At 70.9% G+C, this 26,518-nt stretch carries 24 protein-coding genes; 10 read left to right on the top strand and 14 right to left on the bottom strand.

Annotation, left to right across the window (positions count from 1 at the left end; all coding sequences use genetic code 11):
- Positions 1-149 precede the first annotated feature (149 nt).
- The 3 genes from AB5G72_RS13695 to AB5G72_RS13685 form a co-directional block, all read right to left on the bottom strand.
- Positions 150-2,960, bottom strand: a complete 2,811-nt coding sequence (locus AB5G72_RS13695; protein WP_440220099.1) for an aconitate hydratase — start codon at positions 2,958-2,960, stop codon at positions 150-152.
- 184 nt (positions 2,961-3,144) lie between these two features.
- Positions 3,145-4,197 carry a TerC family protein gene (locus tag AB5G72_RS13690; protein WP_440220098.1) on the bottom strand — a complete coding sequence of 351 codons (1,053 nt, stop codon included), beginning with the start codon at positions 4,195-4,197 and terminating at the stop codon, positions 3,145-3,147.
- 231 nt (positions 4,198-4,428) lie between these two features.
- A complete protein-coding gene (locus tag AB5G72_RS13685) occupies positions 4,429-4,632 on the bottom strand; it encodes a hypothetical protein (protein WP_067716139.1) in 204 nt (67 codons plus the stop codon).
- 472 nt (positions 4,633-5,104) lie between these two features.
- Between AB5G72_RS13685 and AB5G72_RS13680 the strand changes: the two genes are divergently transcribed.
- Positions 5,105-6,823, top strand: coding sequence for a DUF222 domain-containing protein (locus tag AB5G72_RS13680; RefSeq protein ID WP_440220097.1), 1,719 nt, complete (start codon positions 5,105-5,107; stop codon positions 6,821-6,823).
- A 43-nt stretch (positions 6,824-6,866) separates the two neighbouring features.
- Here AB5G72_RS13680 and AB5G72_RS13675 read toward each other — a convergent pair whose 3' ends face one another.
- The 3 genes from AB5G72_RS13675 to AB5G72_RS13665 are packed head-to-tail and all read right to left on the bottom strand — an operon-like array spanning position 6,867 to position 11,505.
- Positions 6,867-9,380 (bottom strand): PEP/pyruvate-binding domain-containing protein, encoded by a 2,514-nt coding sequence (locus tag AB5G72_RS13675; RefSeq protein ID WP_440220096.1) that lies wholly within the window; start codon positions 9,378-9,380, stop codon positions 6,867-6,869.
- Positions 9,377-10,378 carry a TIGR03617 family F420-dependent LLM class oxidoreductase gene (locus AB5G72_RS13670; RefSeq protein WP_440220095.1) on the bottom strand — a complete coding sequence of 334 codons (1,002 nt, stop codon included), beginning with the start codon at positions 10,376-10,378 and terminating at the stop codon, positions 9,377-9,379. The genes AB5G72_RS13675 and AB5G72_RS13670 overlap by 4 nt, the downstream gene beginning before the upstream one ends.
- Positions 10,375-11,505, bottom strand: a complete 1,131-nt coding sequence (locus AB5G72_RS13665; RefSeq protein WP_440220094.1) for a hypothetical protein — start codon at positions 11,503-11,505, stop codon at positions 10,375-10,377. Before AB5G72_RS13665 ends, AB5G72_RS13670 begins: the two co-directional genes overlap by 4 nt.
- Positions 11,506-11,591: 86 nt before the next feature.
- Between AB5G72_RS13665 and AB5G72_RS13660 the strand changes: the two genes are divergently transcribed.
- Positions 11,592-12,245: a TetR family transcriptional regulator gene (locus AB5G72_RS13660; RefSeq protein ID WP_440220093.1), complete on the top strand. Its 654-nt coding sequence runs from the start codon at positions 11,592-11,594 to the stop codon at positions 12,243-12,245.
- Between the two features lie 12 nt (positions 12,246-12,257).
- On the opposite strand, the gene AB5G72_RS13655 is transcribed toward AB5G72_RS13660, so the two are convergent.
- Positions 12,258-12,809, bottom strand: coding sequence for a hypothetical protein (locus AB5G72_RS13655; RefSeq protein WP_440220092.1), 552 nt, complete (start codon positions 12,807-12,809; stop codon positions 12,258-12,260).
- Between the two features lie 236 nt (positions 12,810-13,045).
- Here AB5G72_RS13655 and AB5G72_RS13650 point away from each other — a divergent pair, with 236 nt between their 5' ends.
- Positions 13,046-13,438 (top strand): hypothetical protein, encoded by a 393-nt coding sequence (locus AB5G72_RS13650; protein WP_407334863.1) that lies wholly within the window; start codon positions 13,046-13,048, stop codon positions 13,436-13,438.
- Positions 13,439-13,515: 77 nt separating this feature from the next.
- Entirely contained in the window at positions 13,516-13,704 is a 189-nt protein-coding gene (locus AB5G72_RS13645; RefSeq protein ID WP_067716403.1) for a DUF6440 family protein, read from the top strand.
- A 46-nt stretch (positions 13,705-13,750) separates the two neighbouring features.
- On the opposite strand, the gene AB5G72_RS13640 is transcribed toward AB5G72_RS13645, so the two are convergent.
- The 3 genes from AB5G72_RS13640 to AB5G72_RS13630 all read right to left on the bottom strand — a co-directional run bounded on the left by AB5G72_RS13640 (position 13,751) and on the right by AB5G72_RS13630 (position 15,739).
- Positions 13,751-14,251, bottom strand: a complete 501-nt coding sequence (locus AB5G72_RS13640; RefSeq protein ID WP_440220091.1) for a hypothetical protein — start codon at positions 14,249-14,251, stop codon at positions 13,751-13,753.
- A 365-nt stretch (positions 14,252-14,616) separates the two neighbouring features.
- The gene (locus AB5G72_RS13635) at positions 14,617-15,021 is read right to left on the bottom strand and encodes a four-helix bundle copper-binding protein (RefSeq protein WP_440220090.1); all 405 of its coding nucleotides are present in this window, start codon (positions 15,019-15,021) and stop codon (positions 14,617-14,619) included.
- Positions 15,022-15,106: 85 nt separating this feature from the next.
- Entirely contained in the window at positions 15,107-15,739 is a 633-nt protein-coding gene (locus AB5G72_RS13630; protein WP_440220089.1) for a TetR/AcrR family transcriptional regulator, read from the bottom strand.
- Positions 15,740-15,796: 57 nt separating this feature from the next.
- On the opposite strand from AB5G72_RS13630, the gene AB5G72_RS13625 reads away from it, so the two are divergent.
- Positions 15,797-17,050 (top strand): cytochrome P450, encoded by a 1,254-nt coding sequence (locus AB5G72_RS13625; RefSeq protein ID WP_440220088.1) that lies wholly within the window; start codon positions 15,797-15,799, stop codon positions 17,048-17,050.
- Between the two features lie 24 nt (positions 17,051-17,074).
- Here the strand turns inward: AB5G72_RS13625 and arfB are convergent, their stop codons facing one another.
- Both arfB and AB5G72_RS13615 read right to left on the bottom strand, forming a co-directional pair.
- Positions 17,075-17,515 (bottom strand): alternative ribosome rescue aminoacyl-tRNA hydrolase ArfB, encoded by a 441-nt coding sequence (gene arfB, locus AB5G72_RS13620; RefSeq protein ID WP_440220087.1) that lies wholly within the window; start codon positions 17,513-17,515, stop codon positions 17,075-17,077.
- Positions 17,516-17,571: 56 nt separating this feature from the next.
- Positions 17,572-18,183 (bottom strand): 1-acyl-sn-glycerol-3-phosphate acyltransferase, encoded by a 612-nt coding sequence (locus tag AB5G72_RS13615; protein WP_404850461.1) that lies wholly within the window; start codon positions 18,181-18,183, stop codon positions 17,572-17,574.
- Between the two features lie 166 nt (positions 18,184-18,349).
- Between AB5G72_RS13615 and AB5G72_RS13610 the strand changes: the two genes are divergently transcribed.
- Positions 18,350-19,948 carry a DUF4389 domain-containing protein gene (locus AB5G72_RS13610; protein ID WP_440220086.1) on the top strand — a complete coding sequence of 533 codons (1,599 nt, stop codon included), beginning with the start codon at positions 18,350-18,352 and terminating at the stop codon, positions 19,946-19,948.
- A gap of 17 nt (positions 19,949-19,965) precedes the next feature.
- Here the strand turns inward: AB5G72_RS13610 and AB5G72_RS13605 are convergent, their stop codons facing one another.
- Complete coding sequence (locus AB5G72_RS13605) at positions 19,966-20,613, bottom strand: TetR/AcrR family transcriptional regulator (RefSeq protein WP_227022230.1); 648 nt, start codon at positions 20,611-20,613, stop codon at positions 19,966-19,968.
- Positions 20,614-20,692: 79 nt separating this feature from the next.
- On the opposite strand from AB5G72_RS13605, the gene AB5G72_RS13600 reads away from it, so the two are divergent.
- The 4 genes from AB5G72_RS13600 to AB5G72_RS13585 are packed head-to-tail and all read left to right on the top strand — an operon-like array spanning position 20,693 to position 24,349.
- The gene (locus AB5G72_RS13600) at positions 20,693-21,169 is read left to right on the top strand and encodes a nuclear transport factor 2 family protein (protein WP_440220085.1); all 477 of its coding nucleotides are present in this window, start codon (positions 20,693-20,695) and stop codon (positions 21,167-21,169) included.
- A 37-nt stretch (positions 21,170-21,206) separates the two neighbouring features.
- Positions 21,207-21,935 carry a sulfite exporter TauE/SafE family protein gene (locus AB5G72_RS13595; protein ID WP_069388948.1) on the top strand — a complete coding sequence of 243 codons (729 nt, stop codon included), beginning with the start codon at positions 21,207-21,209 and terminating at the stop codon, positions 21,933-21,935.
- Between the two features lie 40 nt (positions 21,936-21,975).
- Positions 21,976-22,815, top strand: a complete 840-nt coding sequence (locus AB5G72_RS13590; protein ID WP_317468819.1) for an SDR family NAD(P)-dependent oxidoreductase — start codon at positions 21,976-21,978, stop codon at positions 22,813-22,815.
- Complete coding sequence (locus AB5G72_RS13585) at positions 22,772-24,349, top strand: amidase (protein ID WP_317468818.1); 1,578 nt, start codon at positions 22,772-22,774, stop codon at positions 24,347-24,349. The genes AB5G72_RS13590 and AB5G72_RS13585 overlap by 44 nt, the downstream gene beginning before the upstream one ends.
- Positions 24,350-24,797: 448 nt before the next feature.
- On the opposite strand, the gene AB5G72_RS13580 is transcribed toward AB5G72_RS13585, so the two are convergent.
- On the bottom strand, positions 24,798-26,399 hold the full coding sequence (locus AB5G72_RS13580) for an ABC transporter substrate-binding protein (RefSeq protein ID WP_440220084.1): 1,602 nt from the start codon (positions 26,397-26,399) through the stop codon (positions 24,798-24,800).
- Positions 26,400-26,518 lie beyond the last annotated feature (119 nt).

Below are 26,518 nucleotides of genomic sequence, written 5' to 3'. Positions count from 1 at the left end.
GCCGCAACTGCGGGTCGTCGGCGGTCGCCCACCTCGTCGTCGTCGTCTTTGTCGTCGAGACTTCCGGTGCCGGGGCGGCCCCAACGCTCTTCGCGTCGGTGGGCTTGGGGCGTGGGGCTGGGTCGCGGGGCGTGGGGTGGGGCGTGGGGTCAGAGCATCTGCCGGAGCATGTACGGCAAAATGCCGCCGTGCTCGTAGTACGCCTCCTCCGCCGGGGTGTCGATGCGGACCTTGGCCGTGAACTCGACCGCCGAGTCGCCCTCCCCGGCGCGGACCGTCACCTCCTCCGGAACGCTGTCCCGGCCCTCGAGCCCGGTGATTGAGAACAACTCGTCGCCCTTGAGGCCGAGACTCTCGGCGGACTCGCCCTCGGGGAACTGCAGGGGCAGGACGCCCATCCCGATGAGGTTCGAGCGGTGGATCCGCTCGTACGACTGCGCGATCACCGCCCGTACCCCCAGCAGGGACGTACCCTTGGCCGCCCAGTCCCGCGACGATCCGGACCCGTACTCGGCCCCGGCGATCACCACCAACGGCACGCCCTCCTCGGCGTAGCGGTTCGAGGCGTCATAGATGCTGGTCTGCTCACCACTGGGGAAGTGGGTGGTGACCCCGCCCTCGGTGCCGGGCGCCAACAGATTCCGCAGCCGGACGTTGGCGAACGTGCCACGGATCATCACCTCATGGTTGCCGCGCCTCGACCCGTACGAATTGAAGTCCGCCGGCTCGACCCCCTGCTGCTGGAGGTACTCGCCCGCGGGCGAACTGGGCTTGATCGCCCCGGCCGGTGAGATGTGGTCCGTGGTCACGGAATCGCCCAGCAGCGCCAGGACGCGGGCGTCGGTGATGTCCCGCATCGGCTCGGGCTCGACCGCCATGCCGTCGAAGTACGGCGGACGGCGGATGTAGGTGGAGTCCTCGGTCCAGTCGAACTTGTCACCCCCCGGCACGTCCATGCCGCGCCAGTTGTCGTCCCCGTCGAAGACGTCGGCGTAGCCCTTGGTGAACATGTCTGCCTCAAGATTGGCGTCCACGACCTCCTTGATCTCCGCCGAGCTGGGCCACACATCACGGAGGTAGACCGGCTCGCCATCAGAGCCCGTTCCGAGCGGGTCCTCAAGAAGGTTCTTGCGCATCGTCCCGGCCAGCGCATAAGCGATGACCAGCGGCGGGGACGCCAGGAAGTTCATCTTGACCTCGGGGTGGATGCGGCCCTCGAAGTTGCGGTTGCCCGACAGGACCGCGGCGACGTTGAGGTCCTTGTCATTGACCGCCTTGCTCACCGCCGGGGTCAGCGGCCCGGAGTTGCCGATACACGTCGTGCAGCCGTAGCCGACCAGATCGAACCCGAGCTCCTCCAGGTACGGGGTGAGGCCGGACCGGTCGTAGTAGTCGGTGACGACCCGAGACCCGGGGGCCAACGTCGTCTTGACCCACGGCTTGGGCTTCAGACCACGCTCCACGGCCTTCTTGGCCAGCAGCGCCGCTCCGATCATCACCGAGGGGTTGGACGTGTTGGTGCACGAGGTGATCGCCGCGATGACCACGTCCGCGTGGTCGAAGATCACCGGCGACTCGTCGCCGCCGATCATGATCTCCGCCGGATCGCTCGGCCACCCGAGCTCGGCGTTGGCGGTCAGCTGCTCCTCGGAGTAGTGGCGGGGAGGCTCGTTCTTCGCCGTAGTGGAACCGGGGGAGACCGGGTCGCTGGCGGGGAAGGAGTCCGCCGAGGCGTCATCCAGACTCCCGTCGTCCTTCTCCGACCGGTTCTTCTCCTCGTCGAGATTGCCCAGCACCACCGCCGGCGCATCACCCAGCGCGATGCGGTCCTGCGGCCGCTTGGGTCCGGCGATCGAGGGCACCACCGTCCCCAGGTCCAGCTCGATGACCTCGCTGTACTCGGCAGGGTTGTCCGGGTCGTGCCACAGGCCCTGCTCCTTGGCGTAGACCTCGACCAGCTCGATCTGCTGTTCCGACCGACCGGTCAGCCGCAGGTAGTCCAGCGTCTCGTCGTCCACGGGGAAGATGGCGCAGGTCGAACCGAACTCGGGGCTCATGTTGCCCAGCGTGGCCCGGTTGGCCAGCGGGACCGCCGCGACGCCCGGGCCGAAGAACTCCACGAACTTGCCCACCACGCCGGTCTGGCGCAGCAGCTCCGCGACGGTGAGGACGAGATCGGTGGCCGTGGTGCCCTCCCGCAACTCGCCGGTCAGCTTGAGCCCGATGACTTGCGGGATCAGCATGCTCATCGGCTGGCCGAGCAACGCGGCCTCCGCCTCGATGCCGCCGACGCCCCAGCCCAGCACGCCGAGACCGTTGACCATCGGCGTGTGGGAGTCGGTACCGACGAGCGTGTCCGGGTAGGCCTGGGTCATACCGTCGGTCCCCTCGCGCGTGAAGACGACCCGGGACAGGTACTCGAGGTTGACCTGGTGGCAGATGCCGGTGTTCGGCGGGACCACCACGAAGTCGGCGAACGACTCCTGCGCCCACCGGAGCAGCTGGTAGCGCTCCTGGTTGCGGCCGAACTCCAGCTCGGCATTGACCTCGAACGCATCCGGGCGGCCGAATACGTCCGCGATGATCGAGTGGTCGATCACGAGCTCGCCGGGGATGAGCGGATTGATCTTCTTGGGGTCGCCGCCGAGGTCGGTGATGGCATCGCGCATCGCGACCAGATCCACCACGCACGGAACCCCGGTGAAGTCCTGCATCAGCACCCGGGCGGGCGTGTACTGGATCTCCCGCTCCGGCGGGGACTGGGGAGTCCACTCCCGCAGTGCCTCGACCTGCTCGGCCGTCACCACTCGGCCGTCCTCGTTGCGCAGAAGATTCTCCAGCAGGACCTTGAGGCTGTAGGGGAGCGGGACCGCGGTGGAGACCTGATCGAGTCGGTAGACCTCGTAGTCCACGCCCCCGACTGCCAGCGAATCCCTCGAACCGAAACTGTTGACACTCATGACCGGCCCTTTCGTAGAGGTGCCGGTGCGGCCCGTGCTAGTGACGAGGATCACCGGCGTTGTTGCCGACCCTACTCCCGAAAACCGGAAGTTATAAGGCGTCACGCGTACCCGGGCCGGGGCTCGAGAGAGTCCCGCGCACCCGCTTCTCGCGGGGTGTGCGCGGGACGCTCTTCGGCAACGGTCAGCGTGGTGTCGCGGCGGGGGAGTCCTCTGACACGCCGCGCGTCCGCCCGCGACGGAACAGCGGCTCGAGCTGCGCGTCCTCCTCGGCGGTGGCGATGCGGAACGGAGGCTCGGCCGGTGTCGGCAGGCTCTGGCGCTCGTGACCACGCGTGGCCCACAGGCTCGCCACGACCGACACGGTGAGGATGGTCGCGATCACGGCCAGCGAGATGGGGGTCGGAATGTAGAAGACGTCGATCTTGAGCAGCATCTTCGCGCCGACCCACATCAGCACCAGTGCCAGCCCGATCTTGAGGTAGACGAACCGGTGGACCAGATCCGCCAGCAGGAAGTACATCGCGCGCAGGCCCAGGATCGCGAACGCGTTGGCCGTGAAAACCAGGAACACCTCGTCGGTGACCGCGAAGATGGCGGGAATGGAGTCGACGGCGAAGACCACATCGGTCGTCTCGACCAGTACCAGCACAGCCAACAGGGGAGTGGCCATGATCAGCCCGCCCTTACGGACCAGCAGCCGCTGACCGTGGAACGTGTCCGTCATGGGCACCAGCCGGCGGAAGGCCGCGAGAATGCGGGACTGGTCCGGGTTGAGGTGCTCGTCGCGCTGGCGGATCATGCGAAAGCCCGTGTACAGCAGGAATGCGGCGAAAATGTACAGGATCCAGGAGAAGTTCTGGATGAGCAGCGCGCCGCCCGCGATGAAGATGCCGCGGAATACCAGCGCGCCCAGGACGCCGAGGAACAGGACCCGGTGCTGGAACTGGGCGGGCACCGCGAAGTGGGCGAAGATGATCGCCCAGACGAAGACATTGTCCACTGCCAGGGACTTCTCTATGAGATACCCGGCGAAGTACTGCTGGCCTAAGTCCGCGCCCCAGACCGCCCAGACGATCGCGCCGAAGCCGACGCCGAGGGCGATCCAGACGGCAGACCACACCGCGGCTTCCCTGACGCCGATGACATGTGCTTTGCGGTGGGCGACGAGGTCGATGGCCAGCATCACGACGATGAAGGCGATGACCGCGAGCCAGAGCCAGAGAGGGGTGTGCATTATCGGGGACCTTTCGATCAGTGGGTGATCGAAGGTCTCTCCCGGCCTGGTCGGCCCGCGCCGCCGGGCCCGAGGGCCGGAATGACGACGACGCGTGTGAGGGATACTCCCCTTCTGGTGCTGCAAGGTTAGCGGCACCGGCAGGGCGGCGCAACGGCGGATTCGTCACCCTGGCTGCACCCCTTGCCGGTTCGGCACGCTCCGCGCCCGGCTCAGGCGCGGAGCGCAGGGTCAGGCGACCTCGTCGTCGTCACCCACCGCTTCGCCGTCGCCGTCGTCGGCGGGGAGCTCGATGGCCTGCTCGGCAACGTCGGCCGGATTTGCCTCGCGGAAGGGGTCCTCGACGGTCACCTCGGGCTCGTACTCCTCGGGTGCGGTGACTGAATCCGGGCCCGGGGTGTACTCGTCCGGGTCGATACGGTCCTCGGCGATCATCTCGTCCTCCTCCTGGCGCAGGGGCGTGTGCCTCCACCTCTAGCAGCCTCCCGCGAGCGGCGCCAGGGGCGGCGGCAACGAAAGATCGTCTCGCTGGCATCGTCCCGGGTCGAAAGCCTGTTGTGGTCGATGCTTCGGGGGGATCTTGCGGCGTGGAGGGCGCCTGTTGCGACGAGTCCACCTTGCTGGTTGAGGGCTTCTGCGCCAGTCAAGAGGGCTGGGCCTCGGGTGGCGAAATGTCCTGATTCAACCCTTGCGTACTGGAATGTGCGTGCGAATTGTAGAACACAGATTCGATACCGGGTAGGCGGCGCACGGGCAGGGGGTGGGGCACATGGGCGGGAACGAAGACGCCGCGGCCGGTGGCCCGTCCCCATCCCCGTCCGGTGGCTCGCCCTCGTTTGGTGGCGGCGCCGGTTCCGCGGCGCCCTCTTCGTTGTCGGGGTTGCGGGCGGCGGCGCGTGAGGGGTGGATGGGCGAGAATCGTGCGGCGGCACGCCGGTTCGTGGCCTGTTACGAGTTGTTTGTCGAATGCCAGCGCCGGGAGGAGTCCGGGGCGGGCGCGGGTGAGTGCCGGCCCGGTCATGCGGTACTCGATCCGATCGATGTCGCGGCCGGGTACGTGGTGTCGGCGATGGCGATCTCGACGGGCCGGGCCGAACGGATGATCACCTTCGCCCTCGATCTGCACCTGCGGTATCCGGCGATCCTGTCCGCGATGGCGCAGGGGCGGCTGGATCTGCAGGCCGCGAAGATCCTGGCCTCGCAGATGGCCACCGTCCACGTCGATGTGCTCGAGGCGGTGCAGCGGCAGGTCGTCGAGGAGTATCTCGCCGCGATCGAGGGCGGGGTGCGCATGGGCGAGAAAGCCATCCGCGGCAACGTCGATGCGATCATCGCCCGCTACGACGCCAACGGGATCCGCCTGCGCCGTCAGGAAGCGGCCCGCACCCGCGGGGTGCGGTTCCACAAGGGCGTCGACGGCATGTCCAGCGTCTCGGCGATCCTGGCCACCGAGGAAGCCGCCGTCCTGGCCGAGGCCCTCGACCACCGGGTGAAAGACCACAAGTACGCCGACGCCCAAGCCGCCGCCAACACCCAAGCCGACACCGCCGACCCCGGCGGCGGCGCCGGCGCTGGCGGCTCTGGCGGCTCTGGCGGCTCTGGCGAGGTCGAGGATTACTCGATCGCCGAGCGTCGCGCCGACGCCCTGATGTCTCTGGTGTGCGGCGACGCCGCCCCGGCCGGCACCGCGGCCCGCCCCGGCCGCCCCGGCGGGACCGGTGGGGTGGCGTTGCGGCCGAAGGTCACCGTCATCGCCACCGGCAACCACGCCCGCGACGCTGGCGGTGCCCGGGTGGAGTTCACCCGCTCCGGCCAGGCCGCCCTGCAGGCCCTGCTGGACATGCTCGCCACCAGCGACGGAGCCACTTTCGAGCCCATCGACCCGCGCATCGGCGTCGCCGATGACGCCCGCGCCGCCCTGCAGTACCGGCCCAGCGCCGAACTCGCGCGCCGGATCCGGCTACGGGACGGCACCTGTCGCCACCCCGGCTGCGCGATCCCGGCCGAGGCCTGTGATCTGGATCATGTGGTGCCGTTCGATCACGCCGACCCCCAGCGGGGCGGACACACCGTCGAGGGCAACCTCGCCGCGATGTGCCGACGCCATCACCGGTTCAAGACCTTCTCCGACTGGATCTACGACCTGCAGCCCGACGGCACCCTGCTGGTGCGCACCCCGGACGGCACCACCATGCTCACCCGACCCTCCGGCCCACTGGCCGAGTACCGGCGTGAACAGGCGCGCGCCGAAACCGAGGCGTGGACCCGGCAACAACGCCGCAGCCCCGGGCCCACCGGTGACGAGCAGGCCGACGCCGAGCCGACGTTCTGGTCGCGCCGCGCCGCGCGCCACCGCACCGAACGCCGCAACACCGAACGCCGCAAGGCCGAACGCGCCCGCACCTTTGACCCCGCCCCACCCGCCCCCGGGACCGGGACGGGCACCGGGAACGGCACGAGCACAGGCGGCGCCGGTTCCAGCGCCGGCGCGGCCGAGAAAGCCACCCCCGAGAGCGCCAGCCGCTGGTGGGCCCGCAACAAACCCCACCACAGCGACATCGAAAAAGGCATCCGCGCCCTACTCCACGAACGCCTCGACGAACTCATCGACCCACCACCCTTCTGACCTGACCGCGCAGTTTGCGGCGCAGTAGCTGGGTGCCGGGCCCTCACCCCTCCAGTCGAGTCACCACGCCGCGGTCGCCGTCCACTCGTACGCGGTCGCCGGTGCGCAGCGTTCGGGTGGCATCGATGGTGTTGACCACGCATGGCAGGCCGTACTCGCGGGCGACCACCGCGCCGTGAGAGACAGAACTGCCGATATCAGTGACCAGCGCCGCGATCACCGTGAAATACGGAGTCCAGCCCACGTCCGTCACGGGCGCGACCAGGATCTCACCGGGTTGCACCTCCCGGGCATCGACGATCGACCGGGCCACCCGCACCACGCCTTCCACCGTTCCGCGGCTCGCCGGACGGCCCACGATCTCGCCGCCCGCAGCCTCGCGGGGCGGCCGGGCGATCAACGCAGTCGGCCGACCCACCGACACGTCCGGGAACTCGAGCGCGTCCTGGAACGCCAGCGCCTTCCGACGCTCGACAGCCTGCGCGACCAGCTCCTCCGGGGAGGCCGACACGCTGCCGTCCGGGCCGTGGCTCCCGAGTCCGCCGGTCACCGGGCCCGGCGCGCCGACGATCCGCGCCAGCTCGGGCCGGTCGAAGAAGAACACCAGATCCGCATCGGGCAGCCGCCCGGACGCCGAGAGCACCTCGCCCAGATGCCGATAATCGCGCTTCAAGGAGTGCGCCATCAGCGCCATCTTGGACTTGGTCTCCTCGCGGCCCCGCGCACCGGCCCGGGCCCACTGCGCAAGCTGGCGGATCATGGGTGACTCCGGCTCCGGGACCTCCGCGGTCTCGGAGGCCCGCCCATCCCGCTCGAGCGTGGACCGCACCATGACCTGCATGATCGCGCCCAACCCCTCGGGATCGTCGGCCCACGACGCGTCTCGCATGCACAGCTCGCGATACCCGCGATGGCCATGGCGTGACAGGAACCGCCGCAGCGCGACGCCCCACCCGTCAGCCGAGGCGAGCACCGCCTCCACTGCCGCGCCGGGATCCGCTCCGAGAAACCGCTCGGTAGCGGCGGAGTCGGCGGCCAACGCCCGCACCACCGACTCGAGCTCGGCCAGCATGAGCGCACTCTCCACATCTGCGGCGCCGGCCATGAGCCGGGAGGCCTCGGCGCGGCCGTTGTCCTCGGTGCCGCCCGCGGCGACGGCCTGCCGCATGAGCACGCTCTCCAGCACGTTGGCCGCGACCGCCGCGCGAGATGACGACCGCACGTGCGTCAATGTGACCTCGCAGTACAGCCGCATCCCGTCCTCGAGTTGGCGCCACACCTGTAGTGGGTCGCGGCCGGTGGGGACCTCGAACTCGCCGATCTGCTCGCCCAGACCCCGCACGGCCGGGCCCGCGGTGAGGGCGAACGTCGACAGGCGCACCGTGTTACCGAGTCGCCGCGGGAACGGCTGCGGCGGTGTGGGCACGAGCTCGTCGACCACCCGCCCGCAGATCGACGTGGAGAACTGCTCCAGCGAATTGCCCAGCAGTCCCGAGCTCAGCGCGGTGCCCTCGGTGAGGTTGAGGAACATGTGCCCGGAGAAGTAGCCCACCTGCAACCACGGTTGCTCGTAACTCGGCTGCGCGCGGGCGACCACCTGGATCATCTGCATGGCGTGGTCGATCGCGTACCCCGACACCGACGCGGTGAGCGGGCAATACGCCCCCGGCATCATCTCGCCGATGTTGCAGCGTGTGTACACGTGGTCGGCGCCGGCGAGCGTCGAATCCATCCCGCCCAGGTCCGCGGGCAGCGTCGTGATGGGCCGCGCCTGCAGCCACCACAGCCGCCCCTGCCGGTCGATCGCCCACTCCAGATCCATCGGCCGGTCCCAGTGCCGCTCGGCGGTCAGTGCGCCGGAGCGGATCACCGCGATGTCCTCGGCGAGGAGCACCGGGCGCTCGCCGACCTCGCTCACCGCCACGGTGCCGGCGGCGTCGAGGACCAGGTGGTCGGGGGAGGCGGTGCCGTCGACCAGGGACTCGCCCAGCCCGGCGACGGCGTCGATCACCATGAGGTCGCGCCGCCCCGTGGCGGGGTCGGCGGTGAACACCACGCCGGCCGCGCGGGCGTCGACCGTCTGCTGGACCACCAGGTGCATGGTGGCGGGGGAGTCGGTGGCGGGGAGGCCGGTGGCAGGGGAGTCGGGCCCGGCGCCGCGGTAGGCCGTCGCGCGCCCCGATGCCGCCGACGCCACGCACGTCCGCACCGCCTCGGCCAGCGCCTCGGCCGAGTCCACGCCCAGCACGGTGTCGTACTGCCCGGCGAAGGACTGTTGCGCGCCGTCCTCCCCGGCCGCCGAGGACCGCACCGCGACCGGGATCGCGCCCGCCTCGGCCATGCGGCGGTACCACCGGGCGGTGGTGTCGGCTGGGACGGTGGTGTGGGCTGGGACGGTGGTGTCGGACTGAGTGTCGACGACGACGAGGTCGGCCCCCGCGTCGGCGATGACGAACCCCGGCGGTACGTCCAGGCCCAGTCGGATGAGCTCGGCCAGACCTGCGGCTTTACCGCCGTAGCTGTCGTCGGTGACCTGCTCGAACTCGACGGTGTTCATGGCCGGCCCGCCAACTCGTCGACGATCTGCGCGAGCGCATCGGTGGCGATCGGCCCGGTCTGGTACAGGCACACGCGGTCGCCGACGCCGTTCACGCGGTCGCGGACGTGGGCGCCGACCTCGGCCGGGGAACCGCACGCGGCGATCGTGTGCAGGATCTCGTCGCTGATGAGCGAGGTCATCTCCTGCCACCGCCCCTGCTTGCTCATGGCGTTCAGCTCGGGCTGCAGATCGCCCCAGCCGTGGGCGTCCAACACGGGTCGGTAGGCGGGCGTCGAGCCGTAGAACGCCAACAGGCGGCGGGTGGACATGTGCTCGTCGTCGTTCTGTCCGTCTGTCACCGACACGATCACCTCGGGCACCACCTCGAACTCCTCCTCGCTACGCCCGGCGGCCGCCAGGCCCGCCCGAACCCTTGGCATCGTGTGCTCGTGGAGGAACCGGGTGGTGCCGAACGGCATCACGAGCAGCCCGTCGGCGACCTCGGCGGCCGCGCGCGTCAGTCGCGGGCCGAGCGCACCGAGGTAGATGGGCGGCGGGCCGTACGGGGTGGGCGGCGGCACGAACGTGGGGGTCATGAGGGTGTGGCGGTAGAACTCGCCGCGGAAGTCCAGTCGCTCGCCCGTGGCCCATGTATGGAAGATCGCCCGCAGGGCGCCCACGAGGTCCTTCATCCGCTCGACGGGCCGGTCGAATTCGGTGCCGTAGCGCTTCTCGATCTGCGCCCGGATCTGCGTGCCCAGGCCCAGGACGAACCGTCCTTCGCCGAGCGTCTGCAGGTCGTGCGCCTGGTGCGCGAGCTGGATGGGGTTGCGGGGAAAGGCGATCGCCACGTTGGACATCAGGTCCAGGCCGCCGACCTGCGAGGCCAGCACGAGGGGGGTGAACACGTCGTGCGGGCCCTCGAAGGTGAACACCCCGGACGCCCCGGCCTCCTTGAGTTCCTCGGCCCGCCGGACCGCGTCGGTCGGGCTGAACAGGGCGGTCATGACCTTCATGCGCGCGCCCCCGCGTCCGCGCCGTCGGTCCAGTCCGAGAACCCCGACGGGTGATGTGGGCCGATCACCCCGTGCTCGAACAGACCCGCGCCCTCGCGTCGGGTGCCATCGGCCTCGGTGCACACGGCGTGGCCCACGTGGTCGATGAGGCTGAACGCCGCCCCGGCCATCACCTGCGGGTCCGTCAGATCGAAGGTCACGCGGTCGGTGAAGTTCTCGCCCTTCCAGCTGCCGTGCGCCCACGTGGAGTCGCCGCCGTAGCCGGAGCCGAACGCGATCGGGGCGTACAGCCGGGACTCCACCTCGAGCCGGATCTGGTCGCCCGCGCGGTTCATGAACTCCACCCGCACGCCGGTCGGGATGCGGGTGCCGGGGGTGTACTCGACCGCCACGCGCACGCCGTCGAGCTGCTCGACCCGGCCGTCGGCCCAGCGGCGGGTGCAGTCGTAGAGGCTGCGGTGGCCGTCCGGGTCCTCCTGCAGGATGAGGAACAGCTGGAAATCGTCGAACGCCAGCGGGAGATACAGCCACCACATGCCCCGGAACGCCGTGTCGGGCCTGCCGGCCGGTTCGGCCTCGCCCACCGGGCGGATACCCCACGAGCGGTCCCGGGCGGCGACCGACGAGGAGTGGGTGACCTCCATCTTGTCGTCGTCGACCTCGATCCACCCCTCCCACGAGCCGACCTGCGCGAACCGGCTGGCCTGGAGCGTCACCCGCCGGTCGGTGAGCATGGAGTGCGGGTCCTCCAGCGCGGCGGGGAACAGGCCGCGCCACGTGAGGTCCGCGGCGATGCCCTCCGTTCGCTCGAGGGTCAGCCGGATCTCCCGCAGTGGCTCGATCACCTCCAGCCGGTACCCGCCGACGTGGGGGTTGAGGCGGTCTTCGTCGATGGCGTCGCTCATCCGCACCGCGGTCTGCGTGTCGCCGCGGCGGGCCACGAAGTACGCGTCCTTCACGCCTAGGCGCGGGTAGTAGCCGATCCCGGTGAGCACCATGAAGCGGCCCTCGCGGTCCAGCACGTTGAAGTAGGAGCGGTCGTAGAAGTTGCGGTCCGAGGTGGCCGGCCACGTCAGCGGCGCGGGCGTCTGGTGGATGGGGAACTCGTCGAGCGGGCTCAGATGCACGGGGCTCTCCCTGGGGTGCTGGGTGGCGGGGTCCCGCGCCGGCGGCGGTAATACGATGTGCGGCGTATCGGAACTATGGTGAGACCATGACAGCAGACGGCGACACCGCGCGCGGCGGATCAGCGAAGTCCGCGCCGGGGCGGCCGCGCGACGGCCGGATCGACGCCGCGATCATCACCGCCACCCGCGAGCTCATCCTCGAGACGGGCTACCCGGCGCTGACGCTGTCCGCCATCGCGGCGCGCGCCGGCACGACCACCGCCGCGTTGTATCGCCGCTGGTCGAGCAAGGCGCAGCTCGTCCACGAGGCGGTGCTCGAGGCGGAGGTGATCCCGGCGTTCGAGCCACCCGACGGCGCGGGCGGCGGGGCGAGCAGCGCCGGCGGGGCTGGTGCCGCTGTCGGGGATCCGCAGGCCGACATCCGCGCGCTGGTGGAGACCGTCCGCGTGCTGTTCGACCGGCCCGAGGTACGCGTGGCCCTGCCCGGCCTCATCGCCGACACCGTGGCCGATCCCGACCTGCACGCCCGGATGATCGCCCGGCTCGCCGGCGACCTGCCCGCGTTCGAATCGCGCTTCGGTCGGGCTCGCCGGAGCGACAACCACCTGCCCGTGCTGGCGGAGGTCGTCGCGGGTGCGGCGATCTTCCGGCTGCTGGTGAGCCCTGCCGCCGCCCTGGACGACGAGTGGGTCGAGGAGCTGACCGCGCTCATCATCGGGCGGTGGCAGGCCGGCCGCTGAGGCGGGAGCCGGTCAGGAACCCGCGATCGCCAGGATGATCCAGACCGGTAGCCACAACCCGAAGGTCAGCAGCGTGAGGATCAGGTGCAGGGCGTGGTTGACGCGCCTGACCTGCCCGCCGTGCACGTACACCGTCTGCTGCATGGGCGGGTAGCCGAACTGCGGCGGGTAGGGGCCCTGCGGGAACTGGTGCGGCGCCACGTGCAGGTGCTGCGGGATGAATTGATCGGCGTACCCGAACTGCTGGCCGGGGCCATACGGGGCGGTCGGACCGTAGGGCGCGGCGGGCGCCATGCCGTACGGGAACCCACCCTCGTGGGCCAGCGGCTCGGGCGGTCGCGCGTACGGCTGGGCCGGCTGGTGCGGGTGGGCGAAGCGCTGGAGTTCGTAGCGCTGGGGCTCATGCTGCTCGGCGGGCGGGAACTGCGCCGTGGGGAACTGCTCGGTGGGGAATCGCTCGGTGGGGAACTGCTCGGTGGGGTTGGCCTGCCCCGGCGTCTCGGACCGGTCGAGCCAGTCCTCGGACCACGGCCCGTCCGGTCGCCGCGCGTGCTGCTCGTTCATGCTGGCTCGATTCGAGGGGTCGCTGGCGGGATGGGACGCCCTCCAACATAACCCCCGACACCGCCCCGTTGACACCGGTCAGGGCCGATCTCAGGGTCGAATCCGGGTCACCCTGAGGGGCCGCGGTGCGGATCCGGGGGGCGGCAGTGTGAATCTCGGGAACATTCCGGTCCGCCACCCATCCGGAATGCGGGGGCCTCCGAATCCTGTGTAGACGCCCAGACAGGAGATCCATCATGAGCACGGTCCCCGTACGTCGCCGCAGCACGATCACGACGGTCGCCCTCGTCGGCCTCGGCCTCACCGCCGCGACCCTCGCGTTGGGGACGGGACTGCTGACGATCGGGTCGTCGTTGAACGCCACCGTCGCATCCGCCGAACTCGCCGCCGGAGCCGCACTGATGTCCCGCACCACCTGGATGCTGCCCGCCCTGTTCACCGTCATGGTGTTCGCGGGAATGGTCGTCGCCGTTCACCTGATCGGCGGTCGCAGACGCCCGCAAACCACCGAGGCCCGGGTGCGCACCCGCGACAACGAGCCCCACCCCGCCATCCCGTTCGAACTCCGTGCTCCGGACCGGGCCGTCGCCGAGGCCACCCGCGGACTGTTCCGCCACATCGACTCCTGAATCGGATCCCGGGGCGGGGTGACCTCGTCGTCGTCGTACCTTTGTCCGGCACACCCCGCCGGTGCCACGATGGGCGCATGGCGAAAAAGGACAAGCGGTTCGAGAAGATCCACTCCGAGTCGATGGGGTTCGGCGGGACCGCGGAGATCCTGCGCGACACCCGCACCGGCGTCTGCTACCTGTGGCGCTCGGCCGGTGGGAGCGGGGGCGGGCTCACCGTGCTCGTCGACGCCCAGGGCAAGCCGCTGATCGAGTACGGGCTCTAGTTCGCCGCAGCCGGGGAGACTCTGCAGCCGGGGGCGACGCTGCAGGTCAGCCCGCGCACGCCCCGCCGGTGCCGTCGCCGGTGCCGGAGGTTGAGCCGAGATCCGCACCCAGCTTCTCCGCGAGCCTCGGCGCGAGCCCGGTCGGGGTGGGCTGCGGACACGTCGGCACGGTCGCGGGCGCGGTCGCGGACGTCAGCGAGGACCCGCCCGGCGGCGCGGCGGAATGCGCCGTGGTGGTCGCCGAGACGGCCCCGGGTTCAGGGGTCGGGCCGGCGTCGGGGACCCGGATGATCACGGACGCCGAATCGTCGCTGTCGCCGTCGCCGACGCCACCCCGGTCGTCTCCGGTGGCGCGGGCGCCCTTCGGGTCGCGCTCGGCCTCGGAGTCACCGGCGTTCGGGCCCGGATCGGCGACGGTCGACGACAGGACCCAGGTCTGCGGCCCGGGAGTCTGCGGGACGGGGTCGGCGGATGTGGTCGGAACCACCGCAGCCGATCGTTCCAGGCCCAGCGGCACCAGGAAGAACAGGCCGAGGAGGAGCGCCACACCCAGGACGGCCCAGCCGAGCCCCGGAGGGGAGGCCGGGCGCGGAGCGCCTTTTGTGATGCCGTGAGCCGGGGAAGGGGCCTGCCGGGTGGCGGCGTCGTCTCCGACAGGGCGGCGATCTCCGTGTCTGGACCGCCTGAAGCCGACCATCGTGTCTCCCTCGGCAAGGCACCGCCGCGGATCGGCTCTGTGCGACTGCGGGAGACACTCACCACCCCTTCTCCCAGCAGTACCATCGCCAAGAGTTTGGTAAGCGTTACTTCATGCGCCTCGGTGAGGTGGGCCGTGGACTGGCGGAACGGAAGTGACTGCCGGTCCAGACGGCTCGCCCGGCTGCCACCGGGGGGGCGCTGTTGATCGTGAGCTCAGCCGATCGCGGCGAGCAGGTCGGCGCAGGCCTTCTCGCAGCGGCGGCAGGCCCGGGCGCAGTGCTTGCAGTGCTCGTGCATCTCGGCGTGCTGCTCGCAGTCGTCGGCGCAGGCGGCGCAGGCCGTCCGGCACGCCGTCAGCTGCGCCTTGACGACCTCGAGGTTGCTGCCGGTCCGGCGGCTGAGCAGGGCGGCGGTGGCGGCGCAGACATCCGCGCAGTCGAGGTCGGTGCCGATGCAGTCGCGCAGGTCGGCGACGGACTCCTCGGCGAGGCACGCGTCGGCGCACGACGTGCAGGTGGTGGCGCAGGACGCGGCCGCGTCGATGGCCTCGGCGAGCAGGTCCACGTCGAGGCCGTCGGTCGGATTCGGATGGGACGTGATCATCTCGGAAGTGCTCATACCCCCACGCTACTGATCCCGCCCGGTGGCGCAAGGTCTGAGATCAAGACGATATAACGCCTGGTGGGGGGCTCGGAGGTGTCCTTCAGCGGCGGGGCGCAGGCCGCGCGAGCCCTCGCGCGAACCCGTCGATCAGGTCCGCCACATAGGTGCCGTGCGGGGGACCGACCTCCGGGGGATCGCAGGCCCGCGCCGCGAGTTCGGCGGTGAGCATGACGATGAACTGCCGGACCCGGTGGCGGGCCAGGTCCGGGCCGCACGCCGCCGTCGAGGCCGCGACCAGCATCTCCAGCTGATCCTGCAGTGCGGTGTCCGCGACCGGACCGGTGCTGACCGTCCGGCCCACCTCCGCGAGCGCTCCCAGCTGGCCGATCACCCGGAGCGTCCAGCGGCCCTCGTCGTCGTCCAACAGGTCCGCCAACGGGGACACCACCGCCCGCACGATCTCGGCGAGGTCGGGAGGCGACGACACCCACGTTCGCAGGTCTGCGCGTCGCTCGGCCTCCATCCGCAGGACGCCGCGGTCCAGGACCTCCCGGAGCAGTCCCGCGCGGCCGCCGAAGTGGTAGTTGATCGCGGAGTCGTTGCCCTGGCCGGCATCGGCGACGATGTCGCGGACCCGTGCCGTCCGCCAGCCGTCCGAGGCGAAGCGGCGCAGCCCGGCGAGGTAGAGGGCGTCCCGGGTGGCGGTGGCGCGGGGTGTGGTGGGGCGGGGCACGCGCTCGAGTCTAGAGGGGCCCTTCCCATTGTTTAACAGTCCGTGTTAAATGGCGCGATGACCCAGCCCGCCATGACCCAGCAGCCGGCGACGGCCCCCACGTTCAACCCGTTCGACCCCGCGCACCTCGCCGACCCCTACCCGGGCTACCGGCTGCTGCGCGAGACCGATCCGGTGCACCATCACCGCGGCGACGGCACCACCGCCCACCCCGACTTCTGGGCGCTGTCCCGCTACGCCGACGTCGACGCCGCCGTGTGCGATCCCGGGACGTTCTCCTCCGCCAGCGGGCTGACCTTCTACCGCGACGAGATCGAGAAGCTGGGGCTGGCCCCGACCATTGTCATGATGGACCCGCCCGAGCACTCCGGGAAGCGGCGGCTGCTGGCCAAGGCGTTCTCCCCGAAGCGCGTCGCCGCCACCGAGCCGCGGATCCGCGACTTCGTCCGTGGGCGGCTGGCGGAGATGGCCGAGAGGTACGACGACGACGAGGTGGTCGATCTCCACCGCGACTTCAGTGCGCAGATCCCGACATTCGTGCTGGCCCACCTGTTCGACCTGCCGACAGCGGACCGCCCGCTGTTCGGCCCGTGGGTCAGTGCGCTGACGACCCTGCAGGAGGAGGGATTCCGCCCGGCCGGTCTCGAGGGCGGGGCGGTGGACGCGGTGGCGGAGATGTTCGCCTACTTCGGTGAACTCATCGCCGAGCGGAGGGCCCACCCGGGTGACGACCTCATCTCCGCTCTGGCTCAGGCCGAGATCGAGGGCGAGCGGCTGGACGACTGGGACATCCTCGGGTTCTGCTTCGTCATCGTCGCCGGCGGCAACGACACCACCGGCAACCTCATCTCGCACACCGTCGCGCTGCTCGGCTCCCATCCGCGGCAGCGGGAGATGCTCGCGGCCGACCCCGGGCTGATCCCCGGCGCGCTCTCGGAGTGCCTGCGCTTCGAGTCGAGCGTGCAGGCGCTCGCGCGGACGACCACCCGCGAGGTGACCGTCGGCGGGACGACGATCCCGGCGGGGGAGAAGGTGATGATGCTCTACGGCTCGGCCAACCGCGACGAGCGCGAGTTCGGTCCGACCGCCGGGCAGCTCGACATCACGCGCGAGATCAGCGGGCACCTCGGGTTCGCCCGCGGCCCGCACTTCTGCATCGGCTCGCACTTCGCGCGGCTGCAGGCCCGAATCGCGGTGGAGGAACTCTACGCCGCGCACCCGACGGTCGGGGTCGACCGGGACTCGGCGGTACGGGCGCTCTCGCCGTTCACCCGAGGGTTCGTCTCTCTACCCGCGACGGGCCTGGCCTGACCTGACCTAACCTACGGCTGGGCATCAGTCGTGTTCGGGGCGCCTCCGATTGCGCTTGATCTCGGCCCGGCGGCGTTCATGCTGGACACGTCGCCGCTGCGAACCGCGGGTGGGTCGGGTCGCACGCCTGGCGGCCGGCGGCGCCACCGCGTCTCGCAACAGCTCTCCGAGGCGCTGGCGTGCCGTCGCCCGGTTGCGCCGCTGCGACCTGTTCTCCTCGACGCTGACGGTGAGGACCGTGCCGGACAGTTTCGGGGCGAGGGTGCGCAGGGCCCGTTCGCGCTGGACCTCGTCCAACGCCGTCGTGGTGCCCAGGTCGATGCTCAGCTGCACGCGCGAATCGGCGGTGTTGACGTGCTGGCCGCCGGGGCCCGACGACCTCGAGAAGCGCTCGACCAGGTCTCCCGCCGGCACCGTGAGGCCACGGGGCGCGCCGGGCCCCGGAGTCACGCGCAGGCCGTCCATGGAGCCAGTATCCCGCACCGACGAGCGCGGCCGGGAACCCGACAGCAGTCCGGACGTCAGTCGAGCTGCTCCTGCGGCAACTCGGCATCCGTGCCCGCCGCCCGGCGCTCGTCGACCAGACGGGGCTCGACCCGCTTTGAGGGATGGAACCCGGCCTTGTCCGCGTAGAAGGCACGGATCCTGTCCATGTCCGCGGCCACGTCGCCGGTCAGATCGATCGTCGGGCCCAGCCCGGTCGTCATGGTGCTGCGATCGACGTAGCCCAGCGTCACCGGCATGCCGGTCTCGCGGGCGATCCGGTAGAAACCCGACTTCCAGTGCGTGTGCCCGCCGCGGGTGCCGTCCGGGGCGACGACCAGGCCGAACGTCTCACCCGCGTGGACCTGCCCGACCACGTCCTCGACGACCCTGGCGGGGTTCGCCCGATCGACCGGAACCCCACCGAGCGCCCGCATGATCGGCCCACGCCACCCGGTGAAGAGGCTGGCCTTGCCGAGCCAGTGCATGTCGATCCCCAGTCGCCAGGCGATACCGAGCATGAACACGAAATCCCAGTTGGACGTGTGCGGTGCGCCCAAGAGCACCGTGGGTCGATCCGGAGCCGGCCGGGTCGACAACTCCCAACGACTGAAGAACCAGAAGGCGCGGGAGATGAGGCGGCGGATCACCCCGTCACCCTAGGCCACCGCCGGGTGCGGCGGAGGGGGTCGAGGCCGGACGGGAAATCGACACACAATCGACGCAGTTACACTGCGAATATAACGATATAGTCATCTTTACAACGGCATCGTCGATCCAGACGAGTGTCGTGACACCTACTCCTGAGGAACCGCTATGGGTGCTCCGCAACCCGCTCCGTCCCACTCCGATCCGAACCCCGGCTCGACGGCCCCGCCCAGATCCGGGCAGGGGACCCGTCCACTCAACTGGTTCATGCTCGTCGCCGGCGTGCTGCTCACGGCGCTGGGCCTGACGCTGAGTGCTGCGGGCATCTTTCTCGCCGTCGCCGAGGCCTCGCAGCGGGACGGGCGGTACGCGTACACCCAGACCGAGCAGCTCCGCTCGGTCGGCAACGCGATCATCACGGCCCCGTTCACCCTCAACCTGGACGAGGACCAGGCTGCCTCCTCGGGTGCGTTCGATCTCGAGGACCTGATCAGCGTCCGGGTCCGCGCCACCCCCGTCGTCCAGGGACAACGGGTGTTCCTCGGCATGGCGCCCGCCGATGCCGTCGACGAGTATCTCCGGGACGTGCCCCACGCCGTGTTCGGCACCGACCCGTGGGCCGACGGTTACGGCATGGACGCGACGGACTGGTCGACCCGCTCCGATGAGAACGGCGATGTCGACGAGGTCCCCGGGACGCGGGTGCCGGGCCCTCCCGCCGACGAGCGGTTCTGGGAGCGTTCCGTCACCGGCTCCACTCAGCAGACCCTCAATGTGGACCTCCGGTCCGGGAACTGGGTGATCGTCGTGATGAACAGCGACGGCAGCCGCCCGGTGTGGGTGGACGTGCAGGCGGGGGCCCACACCGAATTGTTCGGATTCGCGAACCCGGCCACGCTGATCGCTGGGATCGTCGGCCTGGTGCTGGGGATCCCGCTGATCCTGCTCGGCGCCGCCGGGCTGGGGCGCGACGTCGAACACCGAACCGCGGGCGTCCCGCCCGTCTCGGCCGTCTCGGGCGTCTCGGGCGCTGATGTCACGGGCCGGTTGACCGGCCCCGATCCGCTGCGGCTGACCGGCCATCTGGATCCGGGCGTCTCCCGCGCACTGTGGCTGATCAAGTGGGCGCTGGCCATTCCGCACTACATCGTGCTGGCGGTCCTGGGCTTCGCCGCGGTCGTGGTCACGGTGGCCGCGGGCCTGGCGATCCTGTTCACCGGCCGCTACCCGCGCTCGTGGTTCTCCTTCATCGTGGGCGCGATGCGGTGGCACTGGCGGGTCGGCTTCTACGCCTACGCCGCCCTGGGCACCGACCGGTACCCGCCCTTCGCGCTGGGCCGGGCGGACTATCCCGCCGATCTGGACGTCGTCTACCCCGAACGTCTGTCGAGGGGTCTCGTGCTGGTCAAGTGGTGGCTACTGGTGATCCCGCACCTGCTGATCGTCGGCATCATCACCGGCAGTGGCGCGGCGGCGGTCGACGCCTCGACCGACAACGACGGCATCAGCGTCGGCTTCACCCTGCTGGGACTCCTGGTGCTGATCGCCGCGATCGGCCTGCTGTTCACCGGGCGCTACCTGCCGGGCCTGTTCGCACTGAACGTCGGCCTCAACCGCTGGGTCTACCGGGTCGCGTCGTACGTTCTGCTGCTGCGCGACGAGTACCCGCCGTTCCGCCTCGACCAGGGGCCGACCGAACCGGCACCCGCCGCCGAGCACGCCACACCCGCCGAGTACGCCACACCCGACGGGCCTGCCGACCGCTGAGGGGCCGGGCGGGGGCCTCAGCGGTCGCCGGTGATGACGCGGGCCAGTAGATCCGCCAGCCGCTCGTCGATGCCCTCGCGATCGGCCTCGGGGATGTCCAGCGCGTCGAGCAGCGCGCCCCGGAGAACGGGCCAGGCGTACACGGCGGTGAAGACCAGCAGCAGCTCGACGTCGCCGGCGGGCGGGGGAGAGGTCATCCGCCGCAACGCGGCCGCCGGACGCTGCGACGGGTCGAGCATCGGCGGGAACGCCGCCTCGCGGTCCAGGGCCAGCCACGCGAGCAGCCGGCTGATCTCCGGGTGCGACGAGGCTCCGAGCAGCATCCCGCGCGCGGCCTCACCGGCGTCGTCGAGGTCCTCCAGGCGGGCGGCACCGTAACGCACCGCATCCTGCATCACCTCGGTGAGCAGCGCGTCCTTGCGCCCGATGTGCCGGTGGATCAGGCCGAGATTGACCTGCGCCGCGTCGGCGATATCGCGCAGCGGGACGTTCGGACCGCGATCGGACAGCAACCTGCGGGCCTCCCGCATGACCGCCGAGCGGACCTCGTCGCGGCCGGTCGGGCGTGTGGGGGACGGGCTGCCCGCGTTGTCGTCGTCGCCACGGCTGCCGTCCCCGTTCGGGGCGCCTGGCGCGCCTCCGACGGCATTCTTCCCGGTTTCCATTCCCGAACTGTACACAATTGACTACAGTCGCTGCTGTGCGCGCGACACGCGCGCCCCGACCCCCTGCGAAAGGCCCGCGATGAGCACTCCCGACCGCCGCGACGACATCGACGCCATCAAGTCACTCAAGTACCGCTACCTCCGCTGCGTCGACCTGCGGCTGTGGGACGAGCTCGCCCAGACGCTCGCGCCCGATGTCACCGCGTCCTACGGTAAGCGCCTGTCCTACACCGGCCGCGACGAGGTGGTCTCCGGACTGCAGGGTCAGATGACGGACGACGTCATCACCGAGCACCAGGCCCACCACCCGGAGATCGAGGTCGACGGCGACACCGCCACCGGCCGCTGGTACCTGCAGGACCGGGTGATCGTGCCCGCCTTCGACACGATGATCTTCGGCAGCGCGTTCTACTCCGACACCTACGCCCGCATCGACGGGCGCTGGATGATCACGAAGACCGGCTACAAGCGCACCTACGAGGCGATGATCAACCTCAAGGACGTGCCCAGCTTCCAGCTCAACGACAACCACCTCGCATCGTCGAGCGCCGACTAGCAGCACCGGGCACCGGTAGGAGGTCGGACGGACCGTCATGGAGTTGATCTGGGTCGCGGCAGTGTGCGTGGCAGTGGCCTCGGTCATAGGAGGGATGACCGGATTCGGCACGTCGCTCATGGCGACCCCGTTCATGCTCATGGCGGGAATCGGCCTGACCGAGACGGTCGTGGTCAATCTCGTGGTGGCGTTGGTGACGAGGGTGGGCGTCACCTACCAACTCCGCCAGCACATCGAGTGGCGACGCGTCGCCATCCTCGGCGGGGCGAGCCTCCCGGGTGCCTGGCTGGGCGTGCAGACCGTGAGCATGCTGCCCGAAGAGCACCTCAAACCGGCGGCGGGGGTCATCACCATCCTGTGTGGGCTGGCCATGGCACTTCCGACCGCACGCGTCGCGCGCCCGCCGTCGGCCCGGCTCACCGCGGTCACAGGCGCTATCGGCGGCTACTTCTCCACCACCACCTCACTCAACGGGCCGCCCGTGGTGCTGCTGCTCAGCCGCGCCAGGCTGCCCCCACTGAGCTTCATCGCCGACCTCGCCGGTTACTTCGTCGTCACCAGCATCGTGTCCCTGGCGCTGTTGTGGGCGGGCACGGACGTCGACCTGCGGGAACTGACGCCCATGCTCGCGGCCTGCGTCGTCGTCGGGGTGGCGTTCAACCAGCTCGGCATCGCGATCGCCACACGCCTGCCGACCCACGTGTTCCGCTCGTCGGTGATCGCCCTCGTGGTGGTCGCCGGCCTCGTCACCATCATCACCGCATGAACGAACACGACCGACATCCCGATCAACCACGGAGGACCCCATGACCGAGAACACCCAGAGCACGCCCGGGGCGGGCAGCGACCAGCCGGGCGCGGCCGCACAGTCCGGCGCCGACCGCGACAACCGCCTGGCCGGCAAGGCCGCGATCGTCACCGGCGGAGGACAGGGCGTCGGCCGCGGCATCTCGCTCGGCCTCGCCGAATCAGGCGCGGCGGTCCTGCTGGTCGGTCGCAGGATGCACAAGCTCGAACGCGTCGCCGAGGAGATCCGCTCCGCCGGCGGCACCGCCGAGTGCCTCGCCGCCGACATCGTCACCGACGGTGCACCGGAACAGATCATCGCCACAGCCGTAGAGCGCCTCGGCGGGGTGGACATCCTCGTCAACAACGCCAACATGGCCATGCCCCTGCCGCTGTCCGACTACCCCGACGACGACTTCCGCAAGGCCTTCGAGGGCGGCCCCCGCGTCTCGCTGACCCTGATGAAGCTCGCTCGGCCCGAGATGGCCAAGCGCGGAGGCGGCACGGTCATCAACCTCGTCACCTCCGCCGCCGTGCGCTGGGACGCCGCCAACTACGGCATCTATTCCGCAGTGAAGGAAGCCGTCCGCGCCCTCACCCGCGCCGCCGCCTACGAGTGGGCCGCCGAGGGGATCCGCGCGCTCAACGTGGCCCCGCACGCCCACAGCCCCGGGCTCGACTGGTGGATGGAGAACAACCCGGAGGAGGCCGCCGAGTTCGTCGCCGGCATCCCCGCCGGCCGGGTAGGCGACCCCCTCGCCGACATCGGCCGCCCCGTCGCCTGGCTGTGCTCCGGCGAGGCCTCGTATCTGAGCGGTGCGACCATCCCGTTGGACGGCGGCCAGTCCCGCTGGGGCTGACCTCGTCGTCGTCGTCGCCGTCGTCGCCGTCGTCGTCGTCCCCGTCGTCACCATCATCACCGTCGTCCCCCCCATCCCCACGCCCACGAGAGGCCACCCCGTGACCGACACCCCCACCCCGACCCGCGACGCGCTCGCCCTGGCCGCCGACATCCGCGCCGGTGCCACCAGCGCCGCCGAGGTGCTCGAGACCGCGATCGCCCGTATCGAGCGGCTCGACCCCGAGCTCAACGCGATGGTCTCCACCCGGTTCGACGTCGCGCGCGCCGAGGTGGAGGCCGGCCTGCCCGACGGCCCGCTGCGCGGGGTACCTATCGTCATCAAGGCGCTCGGCACCGACGTCGCCGGGCTGCCCGCCGCCGACGGCTCCCGGCTGCTCGCCGACGTCGTGGCGACCGTGGACAGCACCGTCGTACAGCGCTACAAGGCGGCCGGGATGGTGGTACTCGGCACGACCAACGTGCCCGAGATGGGCAAGTCCACCACCACCGAGTCGCTGCTGCACGGCCCGTGCCGCAACCCCTGGGACACCGGGTACTCGACGGGCGGGTCGAGCGGCGGATCGGCGGCGGCCGTCGCCTCGGGCATGGTGCCGGTCGCGCACGGCACAGACGGCGGCGGCTCCATCCGCATTCCCGCCGCGATGTGCGGACTGGTGGGCCTCAAGCCCAGCCGCGGGCGCGTACCGACGTGGCCGCACCCCGACGCCCTCTCGTCGCCGCTGTCCTACCACCACGCCCTGACCACCACCGTCCGCGACAGCGCCGCGCTGCTCGATGCCGTCGCCGGCCACCGCCCCGGCGACTCCTACGGTGCGCCCACCCCGCCGCGCCCGTTCCTCGAGGAGGTCGGCGTCGATCCCGGCCGCCTGCGCATCGGGCTGCTGCGCGTCGCGCCCGGACCGTTCCCCACCGACCCCGCCTGCAGTGCCGCGGTCGATCACACCGCCGAGCTGCTCGCCGGGCTCGGCCACGACGTGCGCGAGGTGGAGTTGGACGTCGATGTGCTCGAGGGGATGTCGGCCGTCGGCGCCATCATGGGCGCCCAGCTGCGGGCGACCATCGACGCGCGCCTCGCCGCACTGGGAAGAGACCTCGACGACGACGACATCGAGCCCTGGACCCGGGTGATCCTCGACAACGCCATGACCCACTCGGCCCCCGACGTCGCGCGGGCCCTGCAGACCGCCACCCGGACCGGCTGGCGCGTGGCGGAACTGTTCGGGCCAGGTGGTGTGGACGTGCTGATGCTGCCGACGCTGCCCTCCACCACCCCGGAGCTGGGTTACCTCGACCCGACCGACCCGGAGGCGATGTGGACGCGGTCCTCGGCGTTCTCGGTGTGCACGAGCATGTTCAACCTCTCCGGGCAGCCGGCCATCTCGCTGCCGCTGGCCGCGGACGACCGCGGGTTGCCCGTGGGCCTGCAGCTGGTCGCCGACTACGGCCGCGAGGACGTGCTGCTGCGGCTGTCGGGGCAGCTCGAGGCGGCCGCGCCGTGGGCCACCGTGGCGCCGGGGTACGACGGGTGGTGACGGGCCCGGCCAGACGAGTGGCCTGAGCTGGCCCGCGTCCGGGCCTCCTGGGTTCCTGGGCTCCCGGCACGCTTGGCATCTGCTCCCGCGCCTGGCGTCTCGCGGTCGGTGTTGGCTGCCCGCGCTCGGTGTTGGCTTCTCGCGTTCGCCGAAGTGCGCCCATTTCGGCGCAGCCGCCCCCTGGCATGGCGTCTCGCTCCCGGAAATGCACGGGATCTCACCAGCCGCTCCTGGCCGTGGCGTCTCGCCCACCCCGCGGTGCGCGCGAGACGCCACGTTGGGGCGCGGCTGTGAGCGGCGCGGCTGTGAGCGGCGAGGCTGCTGTCCGCCTGGCCCGCCCGCCCCACCCCGCCTCGCGCCACCCCGGACAGCCGACGGCCCCGGATCCCGTGGAGATGTCTCCGGGATCCGGGGCCGTCGGTGTTCGAGAGGCGGGCGGGCCGCGCGGTTACTCCTGGACGAACGCCCCGTCGAAGAACATCGTGGAGTACAGGCTCGGCGAGACGCCCTTGACGGAGTCGTCGACCACCACGTACTCCTGCGCATTGGCCATCACGGCGAACGGCACGACCCGGTTGTAGACCTCCTGCAGGTCGGTCGCCGCGGCCTTCTGCGCCTCGAGGTCGCCGGCGGCCTTGAACGCGGTCACGGCCTTCGTGAGCTCGGGGTCGTCGACGCCCGGGATGTTGAGTGAGCCACCGGGGGTCATGGCGCTGGCGAAGGTGGAGGCCGGGTCGGCGTCCGAGGGGGACAGCCCGCCGATGACGGCCTCGTAGTCGCCGGTGAACTGGCGGGCCACGACCTGCGCGACCGGCTGGCTCTGGATGGTGACGTTGAAGCCCGCCGCGTCGAGCAGCGCCTTCACCGCCACGCCGGACTCCATGTTCTCCGGGCTGTCCGCCACGAGCAGGGTGAGCTCGCCGTTCCAGTCCGGACGGTCGGCCTTGACCTCGTCGATGAGGGCGGTGGCCTGCTCGACGTCGAACTCGGGGCCCTGCTGCCCGTCGTAGAAGCGTGAGGACTCCGCGATGATGGCGGACGTGGGCTGGCCGAGACCGCCGGTGAGGCGCTGATCGATGAGCTCCCGGTCGAGCGCCATGGCGAACGCCTGACGGGCCCGCTCGTCGGTGAGGACGCCGTCGTATCCGGCGTTACCGGCGTTGAGGTTGACGATGGAGCCGGCGCTGGTGATGGTCTCGAAGCCCCGGTCGCCGGCGTCCTGGGCGGCGGTGACGGTCTTGGCGCCACGCAGGAACCCGACCTGGACCTCGCCGGTCTGGAACGCCTCGTAGGTGCCCTGGGAGCCGGGGATGCGGATGAACTCGAGGGTGGGGCAGACGGGACCGCCGTAGTAGTCCGGGTTGGGCTCCAGCACCAGCTCCTGGTCCGGGATGTACTCGGAGACCGTGAACGCGCCGGCACCGATCGGGTTGCGGGCCCACTGGGCGGGGTCCGCGGCCTCGTAGGCGTCCTTGGGGATCACCTCGCCCGCGGTCCCGGCCAGGAGGATCGGGAAGCCGGCCCACGGCTCGGTGAGCGTGAACTCGACGGTCAGCGGGTCCACCACGCGGGCCTGCTCGACCTGCATCGCGTCGGTCATCGCGTTGGAGACGGTCTTCGGGTCCTTGTGGAGGTCGATCGTGAACGCGACGTCCTCGGCGGTGAGCGGATCGCCGTTGGAGAAGGTGACGCCGTCGCGGAGCGTGAGCGTCCACACGGTGTTGTCGTCATTCGCCTCGAGCGACTCGGCCAGCTTGGGCTCGAACTCGGCGGCCTCGGGGTTCCACCGCATGAGGCGGTCGTAGACGGCCGAGGACTCGGTGGCCCCGCGGACACCGAACTGGCCCTGGCCGGGCGCGAACGAGGGGAGCATCGCGTACTCGCCCATGGTGATGGTGCCGCCGACGCGGTCGACGGTGCAGCGCTCGGACTGGTCCGGGGCGGTGGCGCCGGAGGCCGAGGCGGTGGGATCAGCTCCGCCGCCTCCGCATGCGGTGAGCGCGAGGGTGGTCGCGGCGAGGACGGCCAGGGCGCTGGTGGCGCGGGTCATCTGTTCTCCTGATCGTGAGGGGCGGCGGGCCGGTCGGCTCGCCGTGGGTGTTTCCGGCACAGAGATGCCCCGGGCTCTCACCGGTGGGCGGGAGCCCGGGGCACGTCTGTGTGGTTCGG

This window comes from Dietzia sp. MNB45, from assembly GCF_051994785.1.
Taxonomy (GTDB): domain Bacteria; phylum Actinomycetota; class Actinomycetes; order Mycobacteriales; family Mycobacteriaceae; genus Dietzia; species Dietzia kunjamensis.
The sequence above is the reverse complement of the archived record's forward strand: the minus strand, read 5'-3'. Positions and strand labels throughout refer to the sequence as shown.